Annotated in this window: 18 protein-coding genes and 1 pseudogene; 7 read left to right on the top strand and 12 right to left on the bottom strand. The window is 71.5% G+C overall.

Going from position 1 to position 22479, the window contains the following annotated elements; translation table 11 throughout:
• Nucleotides 1-48: 48 nt before the first annotated feature.
• The 3 genes and pseudogenes from AAH979_RS15495 (at nucleotide 49) to rarD (ending at nucleotide 2060) form a co-directional block, all read left to right on the top strand.
• Nucleotides 49-435, top strand: coding sequence for a phage holin family protein (locus AAH979_RS15495; protein ID WP_346258797.1), 387 nt, complete (start codon nucleotides 49-51; stop codon nucleotides 433-435).
• 111 nt (nucleotides 436-546) lie between these two features.
• Nucleotides 547-978, top strand: a pseudogene (locus AAH979_RS15490) (GNAT family N-acetyltransferase); the annotation flags it as partial.
• 149 nt (nucleotides 979-1127) lie between these two features.
• Complete coding sequence (rarD, locus tag AAH979_RS15485) at nucleotides 1128-2060, top strand: EamA family transporter RarD (RefSeq protein ID WP_346258796.1); 933 nt, start codon at nucleotides 1128-1130, stop codon at nucleotides 2058-2060.
• A gap of 45 nt (nucleotides 2061-2105) precedes the next feature.
• Here rarD and AAH979_RS15480 read toward each other — a convergent pair whose 3' ends face one another.
• Nucleotides 2106-3272 carry a glycosyltransferase gene (locus tag AAH979_RS15480; protein ID WP_346258795.1) on the bottom strand — a complete coding sequence of 389 codons (1167 nt, stop codon included), beginning with the start codon at nucleotides 3270-3272 and terminating at the stop codon, nucleotides 2106-2108.
• Nucleotides 3269-4327, bottom strand: coding sequence for a glycosyltransferase family 2 protein (locus AAH979_RS15475; RefSeq protein ID WP_346258794.1), 1059 nt, complete (start codon nucleotides 4325-4327; stop codon nucleotides 3269-3271). Before AAH979_RS15475 ends, AAH979_RS15480 begins: the two co-directional genes overlap by 4 nt.
• Before the next feature lie 317 nt (nucleotides 4328-4644).
• Here AAH979_RS15475 and AAH979_RS15470 point away from each other — a divergent pair, with 317 nt between their 5' ends.
• Nucleotides 4645-6243 (top strand): glycosyltransferase, encoded by a 1599-nt coding sequence (locus tag AAH979_RS15470; protein ID WP_346258793.1) that lies wholly within the window; start codon nucleotides 4645-4647, stop codon nucleotides 6241-6243.
• On the opposite strand, the gene AAH979_RS15465 is transcribed toward AAH979_RS15470, so the two are convergent.
• On the bottom strand, nucleotides 6206-6916 hold the full coding sequence (locus tag AAH979_RS15465) for a TetR/AcrR family transcriptional regulator C-terminal domain-containing protein (RefSeq protein ID WP_346258792.1): 711 nt from the start codon (nucleotides 6914-6916) through the stop codon (nucleotides 6206-6208). The two genes, AAH979_RS15470 and AAH979_RS15465, sit on opposite strands and share 38 nt — an antisense overlap.
• A gap of 85 nt (nucleotides 6917-7001) precedes the next feature.
• Between AAH979_RS15465 and AAH979_RS15460 the strand changes: the two genes are divergently transcribed.
• Nucleotides 7002-8612, top strand: coding sequence for an ATP-binding cassette domain-containing protein (locus AAH979_RS15460; RefSeq protein WP_346258791.1), 1611 nt, complete (start codon nucleotides 7002-7004; stop codon nucleotides 8610-8612).
• 562 nt (nucleotides 8613-9174) lie between these two features.
• On the opposite strand, the gene AAH979_RS15455 is transcribed toward AAH979_RS15460, so the two are convergent.
• Together AAH979_RS15455 and AAH979_RS15450 are read right to left on the bottom strand one after the other, a co-directional pair.
• Nucleotides 9175-9867 (bottom strand): zf-HC2 domain-containing protein, encoded by a 693-nt coding sequence (locus AAH979_RS15455; RefSeq protein WP_346258790.1) that lies wholly within the window; start codon nucleotides 9865-9867, stop codon nucleotides 9175-9177.
• A complete protein-coding gene (locus AAH979_RS15450; protein ID WP_346258845.1) occupies nucleotides 9864-10379 on the bottom strand; it encodes a sigma-70 family RNA polymerase sigma factor in 516 nt (171 codons plus the stop codon). The genes AAH979_RS15455 and AAH979_RS15450 overlap by 4 nt, the downstream gene beginning before the upstream one ends.
• 365 nt (nucleotides 10380-10744) lie before the next feature.
• On the opposite strand from AAH979_RS15450, the gene AAH979_RS15445 reads away from it, so the two are divergent.
• Nucleotides 10745-12874 (top strand): PhoX family phosphatase, encoded by a 2130-nt coding sequence (locus AAH979_RS15445; RefSeq protein ID WP_346258789.1) that lies wholly within the window; start codon nucleotides 10745-10747, stop codon nucleotides 12872-12874.
• Between the two features lie 79 nt (nucleotides 12875-12953).
• Here AAH979_RS15445 and AAH979_RS15440 read toward each other — a convergent pair whose 3' ends face one another.
• The gene (locus tag AAH979_RS15440; protein ID WP_346258788.1) at nucleotides 12954-13736 is read right to left on the bottom strand and encodes a helix-turn-helix domain-containing protein; all 783 of its coding nucleotides are present in this window, start codon (nucleotides 13734-13736) and stop codon (nucleotides 12954-12956) included.
• Nucleotides 13737-13888: 152 nt separating this feature from the next.
• Here AAH979_RS15440 and AAH979_RS15435 point away from each other — a divergent pair, with 152 nt between their 5' ends.
• On the top strand, nucleotides 13889-15109 hold the full coding sequence (locus tag AAH979_RS15435; protein WP_346258787.1) for an MFS transporter: 1221 nt from the start codon (nucleotides 13889-13891) through the stop codon (nucleotides 15107-15109).
• Here the strand turns inward: AAH979_RS15435 and AAH979_RS15430 are convergent.
• The 6 genes from AAH979_RS15430 to nuoK all read right to left on the bottom strand — a co-directional run bounded on the left by AAH979_RS15430 (nucleotide 15075) and on the right by nuoK (nucleotide 22478).
• Nucleotides 15075-15857 (bottom strand): DUF1963 domain-containing protein, encoded by a 783-nt coding sequence (locus AAH979_RS15430; RefSeq protein ID WP_346258786.1) that lies wholly within the window; start codon nucleotides 15855-15857, stop codon nucleotides 15075-15077. The two genes, AAH979_RS15435 and AAH979_RS15430, sit on opposite strands and share 35 nt — an antisense overlap.
• 87 nt (nucleotides 15858-15944) lie before the next feature.
• Nucleotides 15945-16955 (bottom strand): polyprenyl synthetase family protein, encoded by a 1011-nt coding sequence (locus AAH979_RS15425; protein WP_346258844.1) that lies wholly within the window; start codon nucleotides 16953-16955, stop codon nucleotides 15945-15947.
• A 99-nt stretch (nucleotides 16956-17054) separates the two neighbouring features.
• Nucleotides 17055-18611 (bottom strand): NADH-quinone oxidoreductase subunit NuoN, encoded by a 1557-nt coding sequence (gene nuoN, locus AAH979_RS15420; protein ID WP_346258785.1) that lies wholly within the window; start codon nucleotides 18609-18611, stop codon nucleotides 17055-17057.
• A gap of 37 nt (nucleotides 18612-18648) precedes the next feature.
• Nucleotides 18649-20184 carry an NADH-quinone oxidoreductase subunit M gene (locus tag AAH979_RS15415; RefSeq protein WP_346258784.1) on the bottom strand — a complete coding sequence of 512 codons (1536 nt, stop codon included), beginning with the start codon at nucleotides 20182-20184 and terminating at the stop codon, nucleotides 18649-18651.
• Between the two features lie 46 nt (nucleotides 20185-20230).
• A complete protein-coding gene (nuoL, locus tag AAH979_RS15410; RefSeq protein WP_346258783.1) occupies nucleotides 20231-22147 on the bottom strand; it encodes an NADH-quinone oxidoreductase subunit L in 1917 nt (638 codons plus the stop codon).
• 13 nt (nucleotides 22148-22160) lie between these two features.
• Complete coding sequence (gene nuoK / locus AAH979_RS15405; protein WP_199187664.1) at nucleotides 22161-22478, bottom strand: NADH-quinone oxidoreductase subunit NuoK; 318 nt, start codon at nucleotides 22476-22478, stop codon at nucleotides 22161-22163.
• Nucleotide 22479: the final 1 nt, after the last annotated feature.

The following is a 22479-nucleotide window of genomic DNA, read 5'->3' as shown; positions in this document are numbered from 1 at the left end:
AGGGTTTGATCTGGGCGGATTTGAGATCACGTGGCACTATCTGCGGGCATGGGTTTCCTCAAAGGGCTTCTCGTCCGGCTCGCCGGCACCGCCCTGGCCTTCTGGCTCGCCACGCTGATCATCCCGGGGATCACCCTGGACACCGACTCGGTCGGCGAGGCGGTGAGCACGCTGGTCCTGGTGGCGATCATCTTCGGGGTGGTCAACGGCGTGCTCCAGCCGGTCATCAAGACCCTCGGCTGCGGGCTCTACCTGCTCACCCTCGGGCTGATCGCGCTGGTGGTGAACGCGCTGCTGTTCCTGCTCACCAGCGCCATCGCCGGCGGGCTCGGCCTGCCGTTCGAGGTCGACGGGTTCTGGCCGGCGGCGGTGCTCGGCGCGCTGTTCGTGAGCCTGGTCACCTGGCTGCTCGGCCTGCTGATGGACCGGGACTGAGCGCCGTTTGCCTTGGGCCGGCGCCGGTCACCGGCCGGCCCCGGGCAGCCGCCGACCACTGGTCGGGAATTGGCTCGGGCCGACCGGGCGGGGCGGGGATAGCGTCGCGGCGTGCTGACCGTGACACGAGACGACGGGTACGAGCTCTGCACCGATCCCCAGCGGGTGGAGGTCGACCGGGTGCACCACTGGCTCGCCACCGACGCGTACTGGGCGCTCGGCCGGCCCCGTGAGGTCCTGCTCCGGGCGATCGAGGGCTCGACGGTCTACGGGGTGTACGCCCCGGGCGACGGCCGTCAGGTGGCGTTCGCCCGGGTGGTGACCGACGGGACCACCTTCGGCTGGCTCTGCGACGTCTACGTCGACCCGGCTGCCCGGGGTCGAGGGCTGGCCCGCTGGATCGTGCGTACCGTCCGGGACGATCTCGCCCGGTTGGGCGTACGCCGGATCCTGCTCACCACCCGGGACGCGCACGGCGTGTACGCCGAGGTCGGCTTCACCCCGCTGACCAACCCGACGCAGTGGATGGAGCTGATGCTGCGACCGCTGCCCGCCGAGGCGGACGGTGCCGGCGGCGGGACGGCCGGGGGCGAGACGGACAGCGGCGGGGCGGTCGGCGGAATGGGACCGGAATCGGTGAGACCGCTCACTGGAAAGGACTCTGATCCGAGTCAGCCCCTTACGGTAGAACGATGAGCCAGGTGCGGCGCGGATACCTCTACGGGATCGGCGCGTACACCCTGTGGGGGTTCTTTCCGCTCTACATCCGGCTGCTGGAGCCGGCCGGGCCGATCGAGATCCTGGCGCACCGGGTGGTCTGGTCGATGGTCTTCGTCGCGCTGCTGCTCGCGGCGGTCCGCAACTGGGGCTTCCTGCGTGAGCTGCGGCACCGCCCGGGCAGACTCGCCGGGATCGGGCTGGCCGCCGCGCTGATCGCGGTCAACTGGGGCACCTACATCTACGGCGTCAACTCGGAACGCGTCGTCGAGACCGCGCTGGGCTACTTCATCAACCCGCTCTTCGTCGTGCTGCTCGGGGTCACCGTGCTGCGCGAGCGGCTGCGGGCCGCCCAGTGGGTGGCGCTCGGCATCGGTGGCATCGCGGTCGCGGTGCTGACCGTCGACTACGGCCGGCTGCCCTACATCGCGCTCACCCTGGCCGCGAGCTTCGGCGGGTACAGCCTGGTGAAGAAGCGGCTCGGGCTGCCGGCCGCCGAGGGCATGTTCATCGAGTCCGCGGCACTCACCCTGCCGGCGCTCGGCTATCTGGGCTGGCTCACCTGGCGCGCCGAGTCGAGCTTCGGTCAGGTCTCCGCCGGGCACACCGCCCTGCTGATGCTGGCCGGTGCGGCCACCGCCATCCCGCTGCTGATGTTCGCCGGTGCGGCGAACCGGCTCCCGCTGACCGCGCTCGGCATGTTGCAGTACCTGGCGCCGATCCTCCAGCTCGGTTTCGGCGTACTCGTCTTCCACGAGCCGATGCCTCCGGCCCGGCTGGCCGGCTTCGCGCTGGTCTGGCTGGCCCTGGTGGTCTTCACGGTGGACGGGATCCGCAACGTCCGGCGGTCCCGTACCGCGCTGCTCTCCGCCACCCCGGAGCCAGCGGCAGCCACCGCCGCCCGCTGACCCGCTGACCCGCCGCCCGCTGACCCGCCGGCCGTCGGGCGCGTGCTACGCCCGCGTGTGCACCCGGTCCGGGCGGCCGGCGGCCACCGACTCGTACAGCTCTTCGAGCAGCCGGGTCTGCTTGTGCAGGTCGAAGTGCTCGGTCACGTACCGGCGGGCCTGTCCGCCGAGCCGGGTCCGCAGGTCGTCGTCGGCGAGGAGCTGCCGGATGTTGCCGGCCAGGGCCGTGCGGTCGCCTTCGGCGCCGAGCAGACCCGTCTCGCCGGGCAGCACCGCCTCCGGAATTCCACTGTGGTAGGTCGAGACCGTCGGCAGGCCCAGGCTGGCCGCCTCCAGGATCGTCGTCGGCAGGCCCTCGGCGTCCCCGTCCGCGGCCGTCTTGGACGGCGAGACGAAGACCTTCGACTCGGCCAGGTAGCGGGCGACCGCCGACGGCTCCTGTGCGCCCAGGAACGTCGCGTCCAGCCCGAGGGCGGCGGCCCGCTCCCGGATCGGCCACTCCAGCGGCCCGGAGCCGATCAGCAGCACCCGGGGCCGCCGGTCAGGCAGGGTGCCGAGCGCCTCGACGAGGTCGTCGACGCCCTTCTTCTCGACGAACCGGCCGACGAAGACCACGTCCCAGTGCTTCGGCACGTCCGGCACCTCGGCCGGGATCGGTACTCCGGTGTGGTGCACCCGGACCTTCGCCGGGTCCGCGCCGGCCGCGATCGCCTTCTCCCGGATGAACCCGCTGACGGCCAGGATCAGCGCGGCCCGGTCGAACGCCTGGCGCAGGTTGCGCCGGTAGCGCACACCGCGCAGGCCCGGCGCGTGCGGCTGCCGCGTCACGTCGTAGCCGTGCACGGTCACCACCAGCGGTACCCCGAGTTGTGCGGCCGTCCGGCTGATCAGCCAGCCGTCGTTGCCGAAGTGCGCGTGCACCACCGCCGGCCGCAGCCCGGCCAGCAGCCGCCGCAGTCTCGGTGACTCGCCGGTCAGCCGGAGCCGCAGGAAGGCCCGCCGGTCCTGTCCGCCGTCCGGATATGCGATCACGTCGGTGTCGGCGGCCAGCGGCGAGCCGACCCGGGTGGCGCCGAGGAACCTCGGCTGCCAGCGGGGTAGCGCGAGGCCCTGGTTGCGGATGAACGTCTCGGATCCGGCGAGCAGGCCGCTGCGCCAGATCACCACGGTCGGCGCCGGGCCGGTCGTACCGGGCAGGGGCGGGATGCTCACGCGCCGATCTCGCTCGGCCTGCCGGCGTCGCCGGAGACCCGCCGGGCCGAGCCGACCGGCTGCGGGGCGTCGGTGCTGGCGGCCGCGCCGGGCCGGTCCGCCGGAGCGGCCGCGCGGCTGGCGCCGGGCTTGCGCAGGATCCGGTCCCGCAGGGTACGCCGGAGCTGCGGCGGGATCAGCCAGATCTGCCCGAACGCCAGGTAGTCGAAGATCCCCGGCTGACCGTGCCGACGCGCCTCGCGCAGCAGGGTGCGGAACGCCGACGCGCTCCGGGTCGGCGCCGCCATCGAGCTGATCACACTCATCGTGAGTGCAGCGTACGCCCGGCGGGTGAGCAGCGGTCGGCTCCGCTGGAGCCACTCGAACTGCTCCTCCCAGACCGTGTCGAAGGTGATCCGGGGCCGGTCCTCGTCCTGGTGCCAGATCACCAGCGGCTCGGCGGCGTAGACGAGGTCGACGTCGGCATGGCTCAACGCCCGGAACGTCCAGTCGAGTTCCTGGAGACGGCGCAGCCCGACGGTGAACGGCACCCGGCGCAGCAACTCGGTCGGGGCCAGGATGGTCGAGGTCTGGATGAAGCCGTCGCCGTGGAACAGCCCGCGCCGCACCGTGAGGTACTCGGTCAGCGGCTCGCCGACCGCCGGCAGCCGGCGCGGCATCACGAACTCGGCCCGGGGCGTCCGGTTGCGCAACCGGCAGGCCACGATCGGCATCGCCACCCGGGCGCTCTCGGCCAGCTCCAACTGCACGGCGAGCTTGGTCGGCAGCCACTCGTCGTCGTCGTCGAGCAGGGCCGTCCAGCGGGCCCGCGCCGCGCCGACCCCGACGTTGCGGGCGTTCGGCGCCCCACCCGACTCGGGCAGCTCGATCACCCGGAGCCGGTCGTCGCCGAGTCCGGCCAGCGCGTCCCGGGTCGCGTCGTCCGGCCCGTCCACCACGACGACGACCTCGAGATCGGTCACGGTCTGCGCCAGTACGCTGCGGACCGCACGGGTCACCAGGTCCGGCCGACCGCGGGTGGGGATCACGACGCTGACGTCAGGTGTGGAGGACATGAAGACCCGCTAACTCGTCGGGGGATCCGTGCCGGGCAATACCGGACGTGAAGACTATTTGTCCAACGGGATGCGCGGGTTAATTCTAGGCGGAGAATGCGCGTACATTAGCGAGGCGGCAACCGACCGTACGGTGTCGGGGCCGCCAGGCAGGGCCTTGACGAATTGGGTGAACACTAGGTGAACAACGGCAGCGGAGTGCCGGGACGGGTTATTGACGTACACTCTCCGTCGATTCGGTACGGGCCCGGGTAATCGAATGGGTTAATTCGAGGAATCGGGCAGGTGAACCTACGGAAAATGGAGGCCAACGCCCGATGAGCGCGCCGGACGTCAGCGTGGTGGTGCCGGTCTACAACACCATGCCCTATCTGACCCGGTGCCTGGACTCGCTGGTCCGGCAGACCATCGGACTGCCCCGGATGCAGGTCGTCGCGGTGGACGACGGCTCGACCGACCGCAGCGGCGCCGAGCTGGACCGGTACGCCGCCCGCTATCCCGGGGTCTTCACCGTCATCCACCAGCCGAACTCGGGCGGCCCGGCCGGCCCGTGCAACCGGGGCCTCGACGCCGCCACCGGCCGGTACGTCTTCTTCGTCGGCGCCGACGACCACCTCGGCCCGGAGGCGCTGGACCGGCTGGTCACCGCCGCCGACGCCTGGGACTCCGACGTGGTGCTCGGCAAGGTGGTCGGGGTCAACAGCCGGCACATCTACCAGGACATCTTCGCCCGCAACGCGGCCGACGTGGACCTCTTCGGCTCAGCCCTGCCCCGGTCGCTGGCCAACACCAAACTGTTCCGCAAGGATCTGCTCGACCGGCACGGCATCCGCTACCGCGAGGAGCTGCGGATCGCCAGCGACCTGCCGTTCACCCTGGAGGCGTGCTACCGGGCCCGGCGCATCTCGGTGCTGGCCGACTACGAGTTCTACTACGCCGTACGCCGGTTCAGCGCCACCAACATCACCTATCTGAGCCGGCACCTGGAACGGCTGCGTACCGTCGAGGCGAACCTGGCGTTCGTGGCCGACCTGATCGAGCCGGGCAAGCGCCGTGACGCGGTGATGGTGCGCCGGTTCGACCACGAGGTCGCCAAGCTGGTCGAGGACGACCTGCTCCGGCTCGACCGGGCCAGTCAGCAGGCGGTGCACGACGGCGTCGGGCGGCTGGTGGCGGAACACCTGACCGAGGAGATCGCCGACCAGTTGGGCGCGGAGACCCGGATCCGGTTCGCGCTGACCCGGGACGGCGGCCTCGACGACCTGCTCGCGGTGATCCGGCAGGACGCCGAGGTCGGGGTGCCGGCGACGGTGGTCGAGGGTGCCCGGCGGTACGCGGCGTACCCCGGGTTCCGCGATCCGGCGCGCGGCCTGCCGGACTCCTGTTTCGACGTGACGGCGGTACCGGAGTGGCCGGCCAAGCTCGACGCCACCGGTTTCGGCTGGGAGGACGACGAGCGGGGCGAGCGGGTGCTGACGATCACCGCGTACTCGCCGCTGCCGGACCTGACCGGGGCCGGTGCCGACCCGCTCACCGTGAGCGCGGAGGAGATCCCGGCCGAGACCGTGGTGCTCGCCCGGGGCGACGCCGGCAGCACGGTACGGATCAGGTTCCGCGCCGCCGACCTGCTCGACGGCGGCATCGCGACCGGCCGGCGCCGGATCGTCTCGGCCCAGGTGGGCCCGTTCGACCCCGACCGCGCGCTCGGCGCGAACAGCGCGGCGGGTGCGGGTGGCGCGGCGGCGCTGCGGGCACCGCGGCTGGACCGGGCGGTGCCGCTGGTACGCCGCCGTGGCGCCCGGCTCTATCTGCTCACCCCGACTCGGGACGAGTCCGGCCGGCTGATGATCTCGGTCGTGCCGGTCACCCCGGGCCGGGTCACCGCCCGGTTGCGCCAGAAGCTCCGCCGCCGCTGACCGCTCGGCGCGGCCCCTCGGCGGGCAGGCCGTCGAGCAGGTACGCCAGGCCGCGCCGGAACGTGTCGTCCTCGTCCCGGTCGTCCAGGTGCCCGGTCTCGACCAGGGTGGGATAGCGGTCCCGCTGGGCGGCGAGGTGCTGTCGGGCCGCCTGCCGCGACTCGGGATCGTCCAGCCGCCGCCACGACGAGAGCGTGACGGCGGCGCCGATGACGTAGTTGGCCAGCGCGTGCGTGGCGGCACTCAGATCCGGCTCGACCAGCCCGGCCCGGTGCAGCGCGGACTGGAGGAACTCGGTCCGGGTCAGCACGTTCGGCCCGAGCAGCGGCCGGCCGACCAGCGCCGCCGACCACGGGTGCCGGAGCATCGCCGCCCGCCAGCCGAGCAGCAGCGTCTCGACGTCGGCCCGCCAGTCCCCGGTCGACGCCCCGAGCAGTGCCACCTCGCCGAAGATCTGGTCCAGCGCCAGGTCGAGTACGTCGTCCTTGTTGGTCACGTGCCAGTAGAGCGTGGTCGACCCGGCGCCCAGCCGCTCGGCCAGCCGGCGCATGGTGAGCCCGGCGACGCCCTCCCGGTCGAGCAGTTCGACCGCCGCGGCGACGATCCGGTCCCGGTGCAGCGGCGGCCCGCTGCGGCCCGGGGAGCGCGGAGGTCGCAACCACACACCTGTCATGCCCCGTATTCTAGTCCGGTGTTCCGGCTCTAGAACGTTGTTCTAGACTCTAGAACGTCGGTCTAGATGCCTCGCCGGAGGTCCCGTGGCACACGTCGAGATCAGGCACCTGCACCACCGGCTGCCGGACGGGCGGCCACTCCTGCACGACGTCTCGTTCCGGGTCGCCGACGGGGTCACCGCCGCGCTGGTCGGGCCGAACGGCGCCGGCAAGACCACCCTGCTCAGGCTGGTCGCCGGAGACCTGACCCCGGTCGCCGGCGAGATCGTCACCTCCGGCGGGCTCGGCGTGATGCGCCAGTTCATCGGCACCATCCGCGACCACCGCAGCGTCGGCGACCTGCTGCTCTCGGTGGCACCCGAGCGGATCCGCCAGGCCGCCGCCGAACTCGCCGCCGCCGAGCAGGCGCTGCGCGAACGCGACGACGAGCGGGCCCAGCTCCGCTACGCGCACGCCGTCACCGAGTACGTCGAGGCCGGCGGCTACGACCTCGAAGTCGTCTGGGACGCCGTGACCACCGAGGCGCTCGGGCTGCCGTACGAGCGGGCTGCCGGGCGGGACGTCAACACCCTCTCCGGCGGCGAACAGAAACGACTCGTACTGGAGGCCCTGCTGCGCGGCCCCGACCAACTGCTGCTGCTCGACGAGCCCGACAACTACCTCGACGTACCCGGCAAGCAGTGGCTGGAGCGGCAACTGCGGGCCAGCACCAAGACCGTGCTGCTGGTCTCGCACGACCGGCAACTGCTCGCCGAGGCAGCCGACCGGATCGTCACCGTCGAGGATCGGCAGGTCTGGGTGCACGGCGGCGGCTTCGCCAGCTATCCGGCCGCCCGGCGGGACCGGATCGACCGGCTCGACGACCGACGCCGACGGTGGGCGGAGGAGCACGCCCGGCTCCGGCACCTGGTGCACACCGCCCGGCAGGGCGCCGCCCGCAACGACGCGCTCGCCTCGGCGTACCGGGCGGCGCGGAGTCGACTGGCCCGGTTCGAGGAGGCGGGGCCGCCGACCCGGCCGCCGAAGGAGCAGAACGTGCGGATCCGGCTGCGCGGCGGGCGTACCGGCAAACAGGCCCTCGTCTGCCAGCAGCTCGAACTGACCGGGCTGATGCGCCCCTTCGACCTGGAGATCTGGTACGGCGAACGGGTCGCCGTGCTCGGCTCCAACGGCTCCGGCAAGTCACAGTTCCTCCGGCTGCTGGCCGGGGCTGATCAGGTCCCGCACCGGGGCACCGTGCGGCTCGGGGCCCGGGTCGTACCCGGGCTCTTCGCCCAGACCCACGCCCGCCCCGACCTGTACGGCCGGACCCCCGCCGAGATCCTGATGACCGAGCATGCCCTGATCCGCAACGACGCGATGGCGGCGCTGGCCCGCTACGAGATCGCGCCCGCCTGGGACCAGCCGTTCCAGAGCCTCTCCGGCGGAGAGCAGGCGCGGTTGCAGATCCTGCTGCTCGAACTGGCCGGGGCGACCCTGCTGCTGCTCGACGAGCCGACCGACAACCTCGACCTGGCCAGCGCCGACGCGCTGCAACGGGGCTTGGAGGGCTTCGCCGGCACGGTTCTCACGGTCACCCACGACCGATGGTTCGCCGCACACACCGATCGTTACCTGCTCTTCGGCGCGGATGGCCGGGTCACCGAGACCGACGAGCCGGTCTGGACCGAGGGCCGGGTCGACCGCCCGCGCTGAGTTCCTGCCGGCGGCAGCTTCGGCCCGGAGTCGCGTCGTCCCCGCCGCTTCCTGTTCGCGATCTGTCGTTGGGCTCGGGGATGACGGGTAGCGAGGCAACGGTCACGCCGTCGGCCAGGGTGTGGATCTTCGTGGTGAGTTCACCCCGTGACCGGCCGATGGCCTCCGCTGCCCGCGAATCCTCCCTTTCGGGTCGGCGGTCTCCTGGCGTCGGGTCGGGTGTGCGGTGGTGCCGGGGTCCGGGTAGCTGCCCGAGGGACTGTCGAGCTGCCCCGCTTGTGCGCCCACTGTCCCGGGCCGTCCGGGCAACCCGCCAAGCCGCCAACCCGGCTCTGCGTGCCCCGTCTGTGCACCCAGCTCGACAGTCCACGCACCGCACCGCACCGCACCGCTACTGCCCGGACCGGCCATCCGGGTCGGCCGGTCCGGGTCGCTCGTCAACCTCATGATCCGCGAGACAGAACCCAGATGAAGTGGTACTCGGTCAGCGGGTTCGTCAAACCGGTGGCCTCGCCGGTGCTGGCGTGCCCCGGCGGCGCCCCGGGACACGACCGCCCGCGACCTACGGGACGTCGTAGGCGAGCAGCGGGGTGTTGTCGTAACGGAGAAGTTCGAGCCGGATCAGCTCGGAGCGGGTGAACCGGGTGACGCCGGTGAAGGTGGCGTCGTCACCGGGAGCGGCGAGCCAGGAGCCGATCTGCTCCGTCTCGCCGTTCGGGCCGTGCGCCACCAGCCGGAAGGTGTACGCCTTGGTGTAGTCCCTGGTCTTCGCGTACTGGCAGCGCATCGTGATCACGGTGCCCCAGCGCGTACCGTCGAAGCCGATCTCGGCGCTGACCGGGACGTTCCCCTGCACCGGCTGCATGGCGACCATCCGCACCTCGACGTCGGTGCCGGGCTCCCGACCCACCACCGGTACGGCCACGCCGAATCCGACCAGCGCGGCAAGGACAGCGGCGACCATCGACAGCCCGGCGGCCTGGAGCCGGCCGCGTCGCCGCTCCCGGTGCCGGCGGGCCCGGGCCTCGTCGAGCAGCTTCGGCAGCCGTTCACCGGTGCTCGGTGCGGTGGCGATCTCCTCCAGCCCAGCCGGATCGAGCCGGCCCAGCAGCCCCGGCAGTACAGCGATCTCGGCGACCGCCTCCCGGCACGCCGGGCAGCCGGCCAGGTGCCGCTCGTACGCGGCCCGCTCGGCGGGAGACAGGGCGCCCAGCACGTACGCCCCGTCGTCGTGGGCGTACTCGCAATTCGTCACCCGGTCACCCCCATCTCCGCCAGTACCAGTCGCAGCGACCGCAGCGCGTAGTGCGTCCGCGACTTCACCGTGCCCGGCGGTACGCCCAGCCGGGCGGCCGCCTCGGTCACCGACCGGCCCTGGTAGAAGCACTCCACCAGCACCTCGCGGTGCGACGGCGAGAGCCGGTTGAGCGCCTCCGCCACCGTCCATGCCTCCACCGCCCGGTCCGCCTCGTCGACCACCTGCGGCGGCTCGGGCAGTTCGTCGGTGACCACCTCGCCGATCCGGGCGCTACGCCGCCGCCAGGCGTCGATGGCGAGGTTGCGGGCGATGGTGAAGAGCCAGGCCCGCACCGGCCCCCGCTGCGGGTCGAGCGCCTCCGGATGCCGCCACGCCCGCAACAGCGTCTCCTGCACCAGGTCCTCGGCCCGCTGCCGGTCGCCGCCGGTCAGTCGCAGGGCATGCGCCAGCAGCGCGTCACCGTGCTCGTCGTGCATGGCGCGCAGCAGTTCGGCGTCCTGGTCGCTGATGTCTCCTCGCCTCCCGCCCGCTCGGCTCCGACCAGCCCCGGCTCTCGGTTTCACGCATCCGCCGCCAAGACGGTTCAACCGGAGGCGGGCGAGATGCTCGGCCGGGGTGAACTCAGGACGGGACGGCGGGACGACATCGGCCTACCGGCCGGGCCCGGTCACCCTGCCGGACATCCCGGCGTCGGCCCGTCGGACGACAGCGCCCGGAACAGCCCGCTTCCTGGGGATGTTCACCCGTGGTTCACCGGAGGGCCGGACGCCGCTCACGGCGTACTCCTAGCGTCCGGCAGGCACGCGCCCTCGTGCGCATTACCCGAGGCGTCAAGGGCGCGCATCCCTGACATTGGCGAGGAGGCTCCATCTCCATGACCGAGCGACCCCGGCTGCTCCCCCTGCTCGGCCCGGCGGGCCACGGCGGGCGCGACGCCATGACCTGCATATACCGCTGTGGGAACGCCTGTGCGCACCCGGTGCCCAACGAGTCCGACAACCCGTACTTCGGGGACGTGGTCCAGGCCGAGGTGAGCCGGCGCGGAGTCGTCCGGGCCGGCGCGGTCGGTGCGCTGGTGCTCGGCTTCGGTGGCGCGGCAGCCGGCGCGCTCGCCGGGTCGCCGGCGATGGCCGCCCCCAGGAACGGATCCGGCCCGGCGCTGCCCGAGGTGGACAGCTTCACCCCGGCCCGGCGGCCCGGCAACGCGGCGCTCACCTTCAAGCCGATCCCGCCGAACAAGCTCGACAGCCTGGTGGTGCCGAACGGGTACGACCACTCCGTGGTGATCCGCTGGGGCGACCCGGTGCTGCCCGGCGCGCCCGAGCTGGACGTGCACAAGCAGACCGCCGCCCGGCAGTCGCAGCAGTTCGGCTACAACAACGACTTCGTCGGCGTACTCCCGCTGGACCGCAAGGGCGAGCGGGCGCTGCTGGTGGTGAACCACGAGTACACCAACGAGAACCTGATGTTCCCGAACTTCACCACCTTCGACGTGATGAGCGTCGAGCAGATCCGGGTGGCGATGGCCGCGCACGGGCTCTCGGTGGTGGAGCTGGAGCGGGTCGGCGAGAGCGGCGAGTGGAGGCCGGTCCGCAAGGGCCGGCTGAAGTACAACCGGCGGATCACCGCGCACACCACGAGGTTCGAGTTCACCGGCCCGGCGGCCGGCTCGGCCTGGCTGAAGACCACGGCCGACCCGAGGGGCCGGACCGCGATCGGCACCCTGAACAACTGCGCCGGCGGGATCACCCCGTGGGGCACCGTGCTCTCCGGCGAGGAGAACTTCAACCAGTACTTCGTCGGCGCCGACGGGGCGCCGGAGACGCTCAAGCCGAAGCTGGCCCGGTACGGCATCACCACCACCGCCCGCTACCCGTCGGACAGCCGTAAGTGGGAGCGCGCCGACGAGCGGTTCGACCTGGCGAAGCACCCCAACGAGGCGCACCGGTTCGGCTGGATCGTCGAGGTCGACCCGTTCGACCCGGAGTCGAAGCCGCGCAAGCACACCGCGCTGGGCCGGTTCAAGCACGAGGGCGCGAACGTCATCGTGGCCAAGGACGGCCGGGTCGTGGCGTACATGGGCGACGACGAGCGGTTCGACTACCTCTACAAGTTCGTCTCGGACAAGAAGTTCAAGAAGGATGACTCCTGGACCGCCCGGGAGCACAACCTCACCCTGCTGGAGTCCGGCACCCTCTACGTCGCGAAGCTCGACCAGACCAGCGCCGGCGAGATCGACGGCTCGGGCAAGCTGCCCGCCGACGGCGCGTTCAACGGCCGGGGCACGTGGATCAAGCTGGTCCGGGGCAACACGTCGTACGTCCCCGGCATGACCGCCGCCGACGTGCTCACCTTCACCCGGCTCGCCGGTGACGCGGTCGGGGCGACCAAGATGGACCGTCCGGAGGACGTCGAGCCGAGCCAGCTCACCGGCAAGGTGTACGTGGCACTGACCAACAACACCAACCGGGGTGTCGCCACCAACCCGAAGGCCGACGAGGCGAACCCGCGGACCAACAACAAGCACGGGCACGTGCTTGAGCTGGTCGAGGACCGGGGCGACAACACCTCGGAGACGTTCTCCTGGTCGGTGCCGATCGTCTGCGGCGACCCGACCGACGCGTCGACGTACTTCGCCGGCTACGACAAGACCAAGGTGTCGCCGATCTCCTGCCCGGACAACGTGGCGTTCGACGGCTCCGGCAACCTCTGGATCTCCACCGACGGCAACGCGCTGGGCAGCAACGACGGCCTCTTCGCCACCGCCATCGAGGGGCCGGAGCGCGGGCACCTCAAGCAGTTCCTCACCGTGCCGGTCGGCGCGGAGACCTGCGGGCCGTTCATCACCACGGACAACCGCTCGGTCTTCGTCGCGGTGCAGCACCCGGGCGAGCTGACCGGGGCGTCGCTGGAGAACCCGGCGTCGAACTGGCCGGACGGCGACTTCGCCAAGCCCGGCGTGGTGGTCACCTGGCGCCTCGACGGCGACGTGGTCGGAAGCTGACCCGAGCAACGCCTCCGCCGTGGTCTCCTGCTCCCCCTGAAGGGGTAGCAGGAGACCACGTTCTGGTTCGGGGGTCGGGTCAGGTTTCGGTGGCGAGGCCGTCGGCGACGGCGCGGGCGACCGCGAGCAGCTTGGCCCGGACCACCCGGGCCGAGGTCATCATCTCGGCCGCCGGCAGCGCGCAGGCGAGCACCACCCGCCGTTCCATGTCCTTGTCCGGGGTGACCAGCACGGCCGCGCAGGCGACGCCGTGCCGGAACTGGCCCAGTTCCAGGTGCATCCCGCGCCGGTCGCCGGCCGCCAGGTCCGCCTCGAACGCGTCGGCGGCGACCAGGGTCGCCGAGGTGAACGGCCGCATGCCGTACTCGCGCAGGTAGCGGAACCGCTGCTCCGGGGTGAGGGTGGCCAGCAGCGCCTTGCCGAGCGCGGTGGCGTGGGCGCCCTCGTCGAAGCCGGGCACCAGGTCCTCCAGGTACGGCGACCGGGGCCCCTCGGCGACCGCGGTCACCGCCACCTGCCCGCCGACGAACCGCCCCAGGTAGTGGCTGTAGCCCGTGTCCGAGGCGGCCCGGCGCAGCGACTCACCCACCGCCGGCGGCCCACGGAACGCGGTGACCAGTTCGCGGTACCGGTCCGCCACCTCCAACCCGACGATGTACGTGCCGTCTTCGCGCCTGATCACGTAGCCCTCGTAGGCGAGCGTGCGCACCAGGTGGTAGGTGGTGGCCACAGTCAACTCGCAACGCCGGGCAATCTGTTTCACGGTCAGGCCCTTCGGTGCCCGTCCCACCGCTTCGAGCACGCGCAAGGCACGCGACACGCTGCGGATCAGGTCCGAAGGTTCCGCCAAGGGGTCGCGCACAACCACCTCCGCCGCCGGGGACTTACAGAATATGAAAAACCGGGCGCCTGCGAAATGCCCGATCGGATTGAGGATGCCAGATCTACAGCGACCGTGCGTACAGCCGCGGACACGATCGGTTCATACGGGTGGCTCGCGTAGGCTCGTCCCAAATGGTCGAATTCCCAGTGTCGCCCCCGCCCCCCGTAACCTTCTCCCGCCCCGGACGTACGGTCCTCGGTGCCGCCGCCACCACCGTCGCCTGTGTCCTTCCGGTCTTCCTGGTCGGCGGACTCGCCGTACAACTCGGCGACGAGCTGCGCTTCTCACCCGCCGGGCTCGGCCTGGCGGTCGCCGTCTACTTCGGCGTCAGCGCGCTGGCCTCCATCCCGTCCGGCGCGCTCGTCGAGCGGTTCGGGCCGGTCGTGGTCGCCCGGGCCGGCGTCCTGCTCGCCGCGGCCACCACGTTGGCCGTCGCTACTCTGGCCCGCTCCTACGCCGCCCTGGTCGGGCTGCTGGCGATTGGCGCGGGCGCCAACGCCCTCGGGCAGCTCGCCAGCAACACCGCGCTGGCCCGGGGCGTACCGCCCGGCCGGCAGGGCCTCTCGTTCGGTATCAAGCAGGCCGCCATCCCGACCGCGACCCTGCTCGCCGGTGCCGCCGTACCGGCGGTGGCGCTGACCGCCGGCTGGCGTTGGGCCTTCGTCCTCGCCGCCGGACTGGCGCTGGCCACCCTGCCACTCGTACCGCTGGACCGGCGCCCGACCAGCCGGGCAACCCGGCAGCGGGGCGGCGGGGCCAGCGGGGCGCTGGTGACGCTCGGCGTCGCCGCCACCCTCGCCGCCGGCGCGGCGAACGCCCTGGGCACGTTCGCGGTCGACTCGGCGGTGGTCCGCGGCCTCTCCCCCGGGCTCGCCGGGCTGGTGCTGACCCTCGGCGGGGCGCTCTGCCTGGTCGGTCGGGTCGGGGCCGGCTGGTGGGCCGACCGCCGCTCCGGTGGCCACGTCGCGGTCATCGCCGGCATGCTGACCGTCGGCGCCGCCGCGCTGACGCTGCTCGCCCTGACCGGAGTCGCGCCGCTGATTGCCGGCGTCACGCTCGGCTTCGGCATCGGCTGGGCCTGGCCAGGGTTGCTGAACTTCGCGGTGGTCCGGCTCCATCCACAGGCGCCGGCCGCGACCTCGATCACCCAGACCGGGGTGTACGCGGGCGGCTGCCTCGGCCCGCTCGGGCTGGGCGCGATCGCCGGGCACCTCGGCTATCCGGCGATGTGGCTCACCGCCGCGGTGGCGATGCTGCTCGCCGCCGCCCTCATGCTCGTCGGCCGGCGGATGCTCCTCCGGCGGCACCCGGACCCGCTCAGTACGTCTCCTGGCTCACCACCGCCCGGCTGAAGTCACCCGCCCGGAAGGCGTCGGTCGGGATCGAGAAGTAGAGCGTCGGGATCTCGGACGGCCCGTTGCAGAGCTTCAGCAGGTGCGTGTGGCTGTCCTCCCACTTCTGGATCGCGCCGATCTCTCCGACCGGCCATCCGAAGGTCGAACCGGGACCGGCGGCCTCCGCCACGTCCGGGGAGGATTCGTAGAGGTCGGCCACGGCGTACGCGACGTTGAGCATGTCCTCCCCGCCGAAGTCGATGCCGTGCACGGCGTCGCTCCACTTGTCCGGCATCGTCAGGACGGGCTCGGCGTGCAGCGGAGTCCGGTCGAAGACGGCCGCGTCCCCGGCCGGAGTCGTCACCTCCACCGCCGTCGCCGGGTCCGCCGGGATCACCCGCAACCAGCGCGGATCGTCGAAGTCCATGTCCGGCGGGTACGGCACACCCCGGCGCGGCTCCAGGATGAAGACGTTGAGCAGCCCGACCCGCCGAGGCAGGTGCTCGCCGAGCCAACCGGCGAGCGCGTCGGTGTCCAGCACGGCCAGCAGGCTCAACGGGAAGCCGTCGTAGTCCGGCCAGGGGGTTCCCGGATCGAGCAGTGCCGGACCGCCGAGCGCGGACCGACCGGTGGCCGGCTCGGCGTCGGTCGCCCGGTCGAGGCCGAAACCCGGCCGGGCCAGCGCCGCCAGCCGTGCGCCCGCCGGCTCGCCGAACCGGTCGACACACGCCTGCCGGAATCGGCCGAATGTAGCGTCGAACTCCATGTCCGAGAGTTAAGCACCGTGGTACGACACGGGCCGCCCAGGGACGGTGCCCACGGTCGGTCGTGTGGAGCAGGGCCGTCGCGCCGCTCAGCCGGTGCGGTCGGCGATGAAGTCGCAGAGCGATTCGAGGGCCTGCCGCGGGCCGGTGTCGGGCAGCGGGGCGAGGCAGGACCGGGCCTCCTCTGCGTAGCTGCGGACGGTCTCCCGGGCCCGCTTCAGCGCCGGAGACTCGCGGAGCAGGCCGAGCGCCTCGGCGTGCAGCGCGTCGTCGGTGATCGGGCCGAGCGAGAGGATCTCGCGCAGCCGTACCGACGCCGCGTCGCCGTCGTCGGCGCCGAGCGCGTAGAGCACCGGCAGGGTCGGCACGCCCTCCCGCAGATCGGTGCCGGGGGTCTTGCCGGACTGCACCGACTCGGAGGAGATGTCGAGCAGGTCGTCGGAGAGCTGGAAGGCCACCCCGATGGTCTCGCCGTACCCGGCCAGCGCCTCGATGTGCGTCGCCTGGGCGCCACCGAACATGCCGCCGAAGCGGGCCGAGGTGGCGATCAGCGAACCGGTCTTCTCGGCGATCACGTTCAGGTAGTGCGCGACCGGGTCGGCGTCGCGCGGGCCGACGGTCTCGGCGATCTGCCCGTGCACCAGCCGGGCGAACGTCCGGGCCTGCAACCGGACCGCCTCGGTGCCGAGGTCGGCGGCGATGTCGGCGGCCCGGGCGAAGAGGTAGTCGCCGACCAGGATCGCCACCGAGTTGCCCCACCGGGAGTTGGCGCTCGGCGCACCCCGGCGCACCGGCGCCTCGTCCATCACGTCGTCGTGGTAGAGCGTGGCGAGGTGGGTCAGCTCCATCACCACCGCCGCCGGTACGACCTGCGGGGCGGCCGGATCACCGAACTGGGCGCCCAGCGCCACCAGCAGTGGCCGGAACCGCTTGCCGCCGGCATCGACCAGGTGCCGGGCAGCCTCGTCCACCATTGGATCGGCGCTGGCGACGTTGTCGCGCAGCTCCGTCTCCACTCTGGCCAGCACGCTGGCCACCGATGCTTCCACGCGGGCATCCGCGAACTCGAGCCCGATCGTGTCCAGCCCGAGCGCCGCCATGCCGCCAGCCGTTCCCCCCACGCCTTCAACCATGCCACACCCACCGGCCAACCCCTGGTCGGGGGCGGTTGACCTCGGAACGGGCGTGGGGGCGGCCCGTCATCGGACGAATTCGGCGGCGCCGTTGGCGAGATCCAGCAGGGGCGCCGGGGCGACCCCGAGTACCAGCGTGGCGACGACCCCGATCATCAGGGCCGCTGCGGTCAGCCCACCCGGCAGCGACACCGTCGGAGTGGACTCGCCCGGCTCGGAGAGCCACATCATCACCACGACCCGCAGGTACGGGAAGGCGAGGATCATGCTGGTCAGCACACCCGCGATCACCAGCCAGACCTGACCGGCGTCGAGCGCCGCCCCGAACACCGCGAACTTGCTGGTGAAGCCGCTGGTCAGCGGGATACCGGCGAAGGCGAGCAGCAGGAAGGTGAACAGCCCGGCGTAGAGCGGCGAACGCCGGCCCAGCCCGGCCCACCGGGACAGGTGGGTCGCCTCGCCGTCCGCGTCCCGGACCAGGGTCACCACGCCGAACGCGGCGAGCACCGTGAAGCCGTACGCGACGAGGTAGAACATCGTGCTGGAGAGCCCGTCCTTGGAGAGCACCAGGGCACCGACCAGCAGGTAACCGGCGTTCGCCACCGAGGAGTACGCGAGCAGCCGCTTGATGTCCGTCTGGGTGACCGCGAGCACCGCCCCGACCAGCATGGTCAGTACCGCGATGGCGCCGAGCACCGGAGTGAAGTCCCAGCTCGCCCCGGAGAACGCGACGTGCAGCACCCGGAGCAGACCACCGAACGCGGCGACCTTGGTGCAGGCGGCCATGAAGCCGGTGATCGGGGTCGGGGCGCCCTGGTAGACGTCCGGGGTCCAGACGTGGAACGGCGCCGCGGCGATCTTGAACAGCAGGCCGATGGAGAGCAGCGCGAGCCCGGCGAAGAGCAGCACCTCGCTGGCGGCGGAGTCGGTGACCGCGGTCCGGATGGTGCCGAAGTCGACCCCACCACCGGAGCCGGTGCCGCCGGCCCCGACCGTGAAGCCGTAGACCAGCGCCATCCCGAAGAGGAAGAACGCCGAGGCGTACGAGCCGAGCAGGAAGTATTTCAGCGCCGACTCCTGGCTCAGCAGCCGCCGGCGCCGGGCCAGCGCGCAGAGCAGGTAGAGCGGCAGCGAGAACGCCTCCAGCGCGATGAACATCGTCAGCAGGTCGTTCGCGGCGACGAAGAGCAGCATGCCGGAGATGGCGAACAGGGTCAGCGGGTAGACCTCGGTCGCCCCGCCCTCGTCGGCGGCCTGCCGCTGGTCCTCCGGCGATCCGACGGTGACCGCGGCGTGCGCCACGAACGCGCCGCCGCGCTGCACCGACCGCTCACCGATCAGCAGCAGCGCCATTCCGGAGAGCACCAGGATCGCGCCCTGGAGGAAGAGCGTCGGGCCGTCGACCGCGATCGCCGAGCCGGCGGTGACCAGCCGGTCGTGCGCGTTCAGCACCACCACGACCAGCGCACCGACCACGGCCAGCAGGCCGAGGACGAGCTGGGTCAGGTGCCGGCTCCTCCGGGGTACGAACGCCTCGACCAGGACACCGAGCAGCGACGCCCCGAACAGGATCAGGATCGGCGCGAGAGCCGCGTAGTCGAGATTCGGTGGCTTCAGATCCATTACCGGACCTTCCTTACGTGCGCGACTGAGGGCCCGCTCACCGGTGTGCCTCCTGGACGGTGCCCACCGTCGGCGCCGGATCCTGCGTGCCGAGGTCCTGCTCCATGGTGGCCTGGACGGCGGGGTTGATGACGTCGGTGACCGGCTTCGGGTAGAAGCCGAGCAGCAGCAGCAACGCGATCAGCGGGGCGACCACGACCTTCTCCCGCACCGACAGGTCCCGCCGCATCCCCTCCACCCCGGACAGCGCCGGGTTCAGCGTGCCCTGGGTGGTCCGCTGGATCATCCACAGCACGTACGCGGCGGCCAGGATGATCCCGACGGTGGCGATGATCGCGACCGGCTTGTTCACCGTGTAGGTGCCGATCAGCACCAGGAACTCGGAGATGAACGGTGCCGTGCCGGGCAGTGCCAGTGAGGCGAGGCCGGCGAAGAAGAACACCCCGGCGAGCAGCGGTACCAGCTTGCCGGCGCCGCCGAAGTCGGTGATCAGCGCGGACCCGCGCCGGGCCACCAGCATGCCGACCACCAGGAAGAGCAGCCCGGTGGCGAGGCCGTGGTTGACCATGTAGAGCACCGCGCCGGTGCCGGCCTGGGTGGTGAAGGCGAAGAGGCCGACGCCGATGAAGCCGAAGTGCGCGATCGAGGTGTACGACACCAGCCGCTTCAGGTCGTTCTGCCCGACCGCCAGCAGGGCGGCGTAGATGATGCCGATCAGCGCCAGCGCGATGGCGTACGGGGCGAACCACTTCGACGCCTCGGGGAAGAGCGGCAGGCAGTACCGCAGGATGCCGAAGGTGCCGACCTTGTCCAGTACCCCGACCAGCAGCGCGGCGGCTCCGGCCGGGGCGGCGCCACCGGCGTCCGGCAGCCAGGTGTGGAACGGGAAGAACGGCGCCTTGATCGCGAAGGCGAGGAAGAAGCCGAGGAAGAGCCAGCGCTCGGTGCCGGTGGAGATGTCGATCTGGGTCAGCGCCTGCCAGTCGAAGGTCTTGCCGCCGACCACCCAGAGCCCGATCACCGCGGCCAGCATGAAGAGTCCGCCGACCAGCGAGTAGAGGAAGAACTTCACCGCCGCGTACTGCCGCTGGTGGCCGCCGTAGCTGCCGATCAGGAAGTACATCGGGACGAGCATGACCTCGAAGAACACGTAGAAGAGGAAGACGTCGGCGGCGGCGAAGACGCCGATCATCGTGCACTCGAGGAAGAGCAGCAGCGCGAAGTAGACCGGCACGGAGCGCTTCGACTTCTCCGCGTCGTGCCAGGAGGCCAGGATCACCAGCGGCACCAGCAGGGCGATCAGCATCAGCATGACCAGCGCGATGCCGTCGGCGGCGAAGGTGAAGTTCACCCCCCAGCGCGGGATCCACGAGTACGACTCGCGGAGCTGGAGCCGGTCGCCGCCGGCCTCGAAGGCGATCCACATGAAGACGGAGAGCACCAGCACGGCCAGCGACCAGCCGAGCGCGATCCGCTTTGCCAGCTCGCCACGGCGGGCCGGCAGGAAGACCACCACCAGCGCGCCGACCAGCGGCGCGACGGTGAGCACCGAGAGGAAGGGGAAGTCGGACATTATTCGGCCTTACCTCCGTCGTCAGTGCCCGATCGGTATCCGTCGGTCACGCGAACCACCCCAGTTGGACCGCCAGGAACGCCGCCACCACCAGTACGGCGCCGGTCAGCATGGACATCGCGTACGACCGGACGAAGCCGGTCTGCAGCCGGCGCAACCGGCCCGATCCACCGCCGACCGCGGCGGCGAGCGCGTTGACCAGCCCGTCGATGCCCCGGTTGTCCAGGAAGACCAGTGCCCGGGTGAGGAAGATGCCCGGCTTCTCGAAGACCGCCTCGTTGAACGCGTCGGTGTAGAGGTTGCGCCGGGCCGCCCGGACCACCGGGCCGGCCGGCTGCTCCACCAGTGCGGTGCCGTTGCGGAACAGCAACCAGGCCAGGCCGGCGCCGAGCACGGTCAGGACCAGCGAGAGCACGGTGATCACGGTGTGCGAGAGCACCGGCTCGTGGTGCTCCCCGTGCCCGAGCACCGGGGTCAACCAGTCGGCGACCGGGGTCGCCATCAGCCCACCGGCGACCACCGAGCCGAGGCCCAGCAGGATCAGCGGCACGGTCATGACCGCCGGGGACTCGTGCGGGTGCTCGATGTCCTCGGTCCAGCGCTTCGGCCCGTGGAAGGTGAGCACGAAGAGCCGGGTCATGTAGAAGGCGGTCAGCCCGGCACCGAGCAGCGCGGCGCCGCCGTACAGCCAGGCGGTCCAGTCGTCCCGGGCGAACGCCTCGACGATGATCGGCTCCTTGGTGAAGAAGCCGGAGAACGGCCACATGCCGATGATCGCCAGCCAGCCGAGCCCGAAGGTGACCCAGGTGATCTTCATGTACTTCGCCAGCCCGCCGAACCGGCGGATGTCCACCTGGTCCTTCATGCCGTGCATCACAGAGCCGGCCCCGAGGAACATGTTGGCCTTGAAGAAGCCGTGCGCCAGCAGGTGGATGATGGCCAGCGCGTACGCCCCGCCGCCGAGCCCGACGCCGAGGAACATGTAGCCGATCTGGCTCACCGTCGACCAGGCGAGCACCCGCTTGATGTCGTCCTTGGCCGCGCCGATGATGCAGCCCATCAGCAGGGTGAGCGCGCCGACGCTGACCACGATGGTCTGGAGCGTCGGGTCGAGCGAGAAGATCGGGTTGGACCGGGCGATCAGGTAGACGCCGGCGGTCACCATCGTGGCGGCGTGGATCAGCGCGGAGACCGGGGTCGGGCCCTCCATCGCGTCCGGCAGCCACGCCTGGAGCGGGAACTGGCCGGACTTGCCGGTCGCGCCGAGCAGCAGCAGCAGGCCGAGCGCCAGCACCGTGCCTCCGGCGAGCTGGCTGGCCCCGTTGAAGACGTCGGCGTACTGGGTGCTGCCCAGGGTGGCGAACATGATGAAGATCGCGATCGCCAGGCCGGCGTCGCCGACCCGGTTCATCAGGAACGCCTTCTTGCCGGCGGTGGCCGCGCTCGGCCGGTCCTGCCAGAAGGAGATCAGCAGGTACGACGCCAGACCGACGCCCTCCCAGCCGACGTAGAGCATCACGTAGTTGTTGCCGAGCACCAGCAGCAGCATCGCCGCGACGAAGAGGTTGAAGAACCCGAAGAACTTCCGCCGGCCGGCGTCGTGCGACATGTAGCCGACCGCGTACACGTGGATCAGAAAGCCCACGCCGGTGATCAGCAGTACGAAGACCGCGGCCAGCGGGTCGAAGAGCAGTCCGAAGTCGACGTGCAGGTCACCGACCGCGATGAAGTCCCAGAGGCTCAGCTCGACCGAGCGGTTCTCCAGTCCCCGCAGCGAGAAGAAGTAACTCAGGCCGAGCACGAAGATGGCGCCGACGCTGGCCACGCCGAGCCAGTGCCCCCACCGGTCGGCACGCCGGCCGAGCAGCAGGAGGATCGCCGCGCTGACCAGCGGGATGGCCACCAGCAGCCACACGCTGCCCAGCAACCCCGTGGCGTGGGCGTACTCCACAGAATGTTCCACTGGTGGGCCCCTCTTAGTACTTCAACAGGTTGGCGTCGTCGACGCTCGCCGAGCGCCGAGTCCGGAAGATCGTCATGATGATGGCCAGCCCGACCACGACCTCGGCGGCGGCCACCACCATGACGAAGAACGCCATGATCTGACCGTTCAGGTCGCCGTTGATCCGGCTGAACGTGACCAGCGCGAGGTTGGCCGCGTTGAGCATCAGCTCGATGCACATGAAGAGGACGATCGCGTTGCGCCGGATCAGCACCCCGACCGCGCCGACCGTGAAGAGCAGGCAGGCGAGGATCAGGTAGTGGTTCGGCGACACCGACAGGAAGTCCGACATC

The organism is Plantactinospora sp. ZYX-F-223, assembly GCF_039649625.1.
Taxonomy (GTDB): domain Bacteria; phylum Actinomycetota; class Actinomycetes; order Mycobacteriales; family Micromonosporaceae; genus Plantactinospora.
The sequence above is the reverse complement of the archived record's forward strand: the minus strand, read 5'-3'. Positions and strand labels throughout refer to the sequence as shown.

What these genes read in the sequence shown, in the direction of transcription:
- AAH979_RS15465 (WP_346258792.1), bottom strand. Translation starts at nt 6,916, where the DNA reads ATGACAGGTGTGTGGTTGCGACCTCCGCGCTCCCCGGGCCGCAGCGGG.
- AAH979_RS15430 (WP_346258786.1), bottom strand. Translation starts at nt 15,857, where the DNA reads ATGGAGTTCGACGCTACATTCGGCCGATTCCGGCAGGCGTGTGTCGAC.
- AAH979_RS15425 (WP_346258844.1), bottom strand. Translation starts at nt 16,955, where the DNA reads ATGGCGGCGCTCGGGCTGGACACGATCGGGCTCGAGTTCGCGGATGCC.
- AAH979_RS15475 (WP_346258794.1), bottom strand. Translation starts at nt 4,327, where the DNA reads ATGTCCTCCACACCTGACGTCAGCGTCGTGATCCCCACCCGCGGTCGG.
- rarD (WP_346258796.1), top strand. Translation starts at nt 1,128, where the DNA reads ATGAGCCAGGTGCGGCGCGGATACCTCTACGGGATCGGCGCGTACACC.
- AAH979_RS15435 (WP_346258787.1), top strand. Translation starts at nt 13,889, where the DNA reads ATGGTCGAATTCCCAGTGTCGCCCCCGCCCCCCGTAACCTTCTCCCGC.
- AAH979_RS15495 (WP_346258797.1), top strand. Translation starts at nt 49, where the DNA reads ATGGGTTTCCTCAAAGGGCTTCTCGTCCGGCTCGCCGGCACCGCCCTG.
- AAH979_RS15415 (WP_346258784.1), bottom strand. Translation starts at nt 20,184, where the DNA reads ATGTCCGACTTCCCCTTCCTCTCGGTGCTCACCGTCGCGCCGCTGGTC.
- nuoK (WP_199187664.1), bottom strand. Translation starts at nt 22,478, where the DNA reads ATGTCGGACTTCCTGTCGGTGTCGCCGAACCACTACCTGATCCTCGCC.
- AAH979_RS15445 (WP_346258789.1), top strand. Translation starts at nt 10,745, where the DNA reads ATGACCGAGCGACCCCGGCTGCTCCCCCTGCTCGGCCCGGCGGGCCAC.
- AAH979_RS15470 (WP_346258793.1), top strand. Translation starts at nt 4,645, where the DNA reads ATGAGCGCGCCGGACGTCAGCGTGGTGGTGCCGGTCTACAACACCATG.
- nuoN (WP_346258785.1), bottom strand. Translation starts at nt 18,611, where the DNA reads ATGGATCTGAAGCCACCGAATCTCGACTACGCGGCTCTCGCGCCGATC.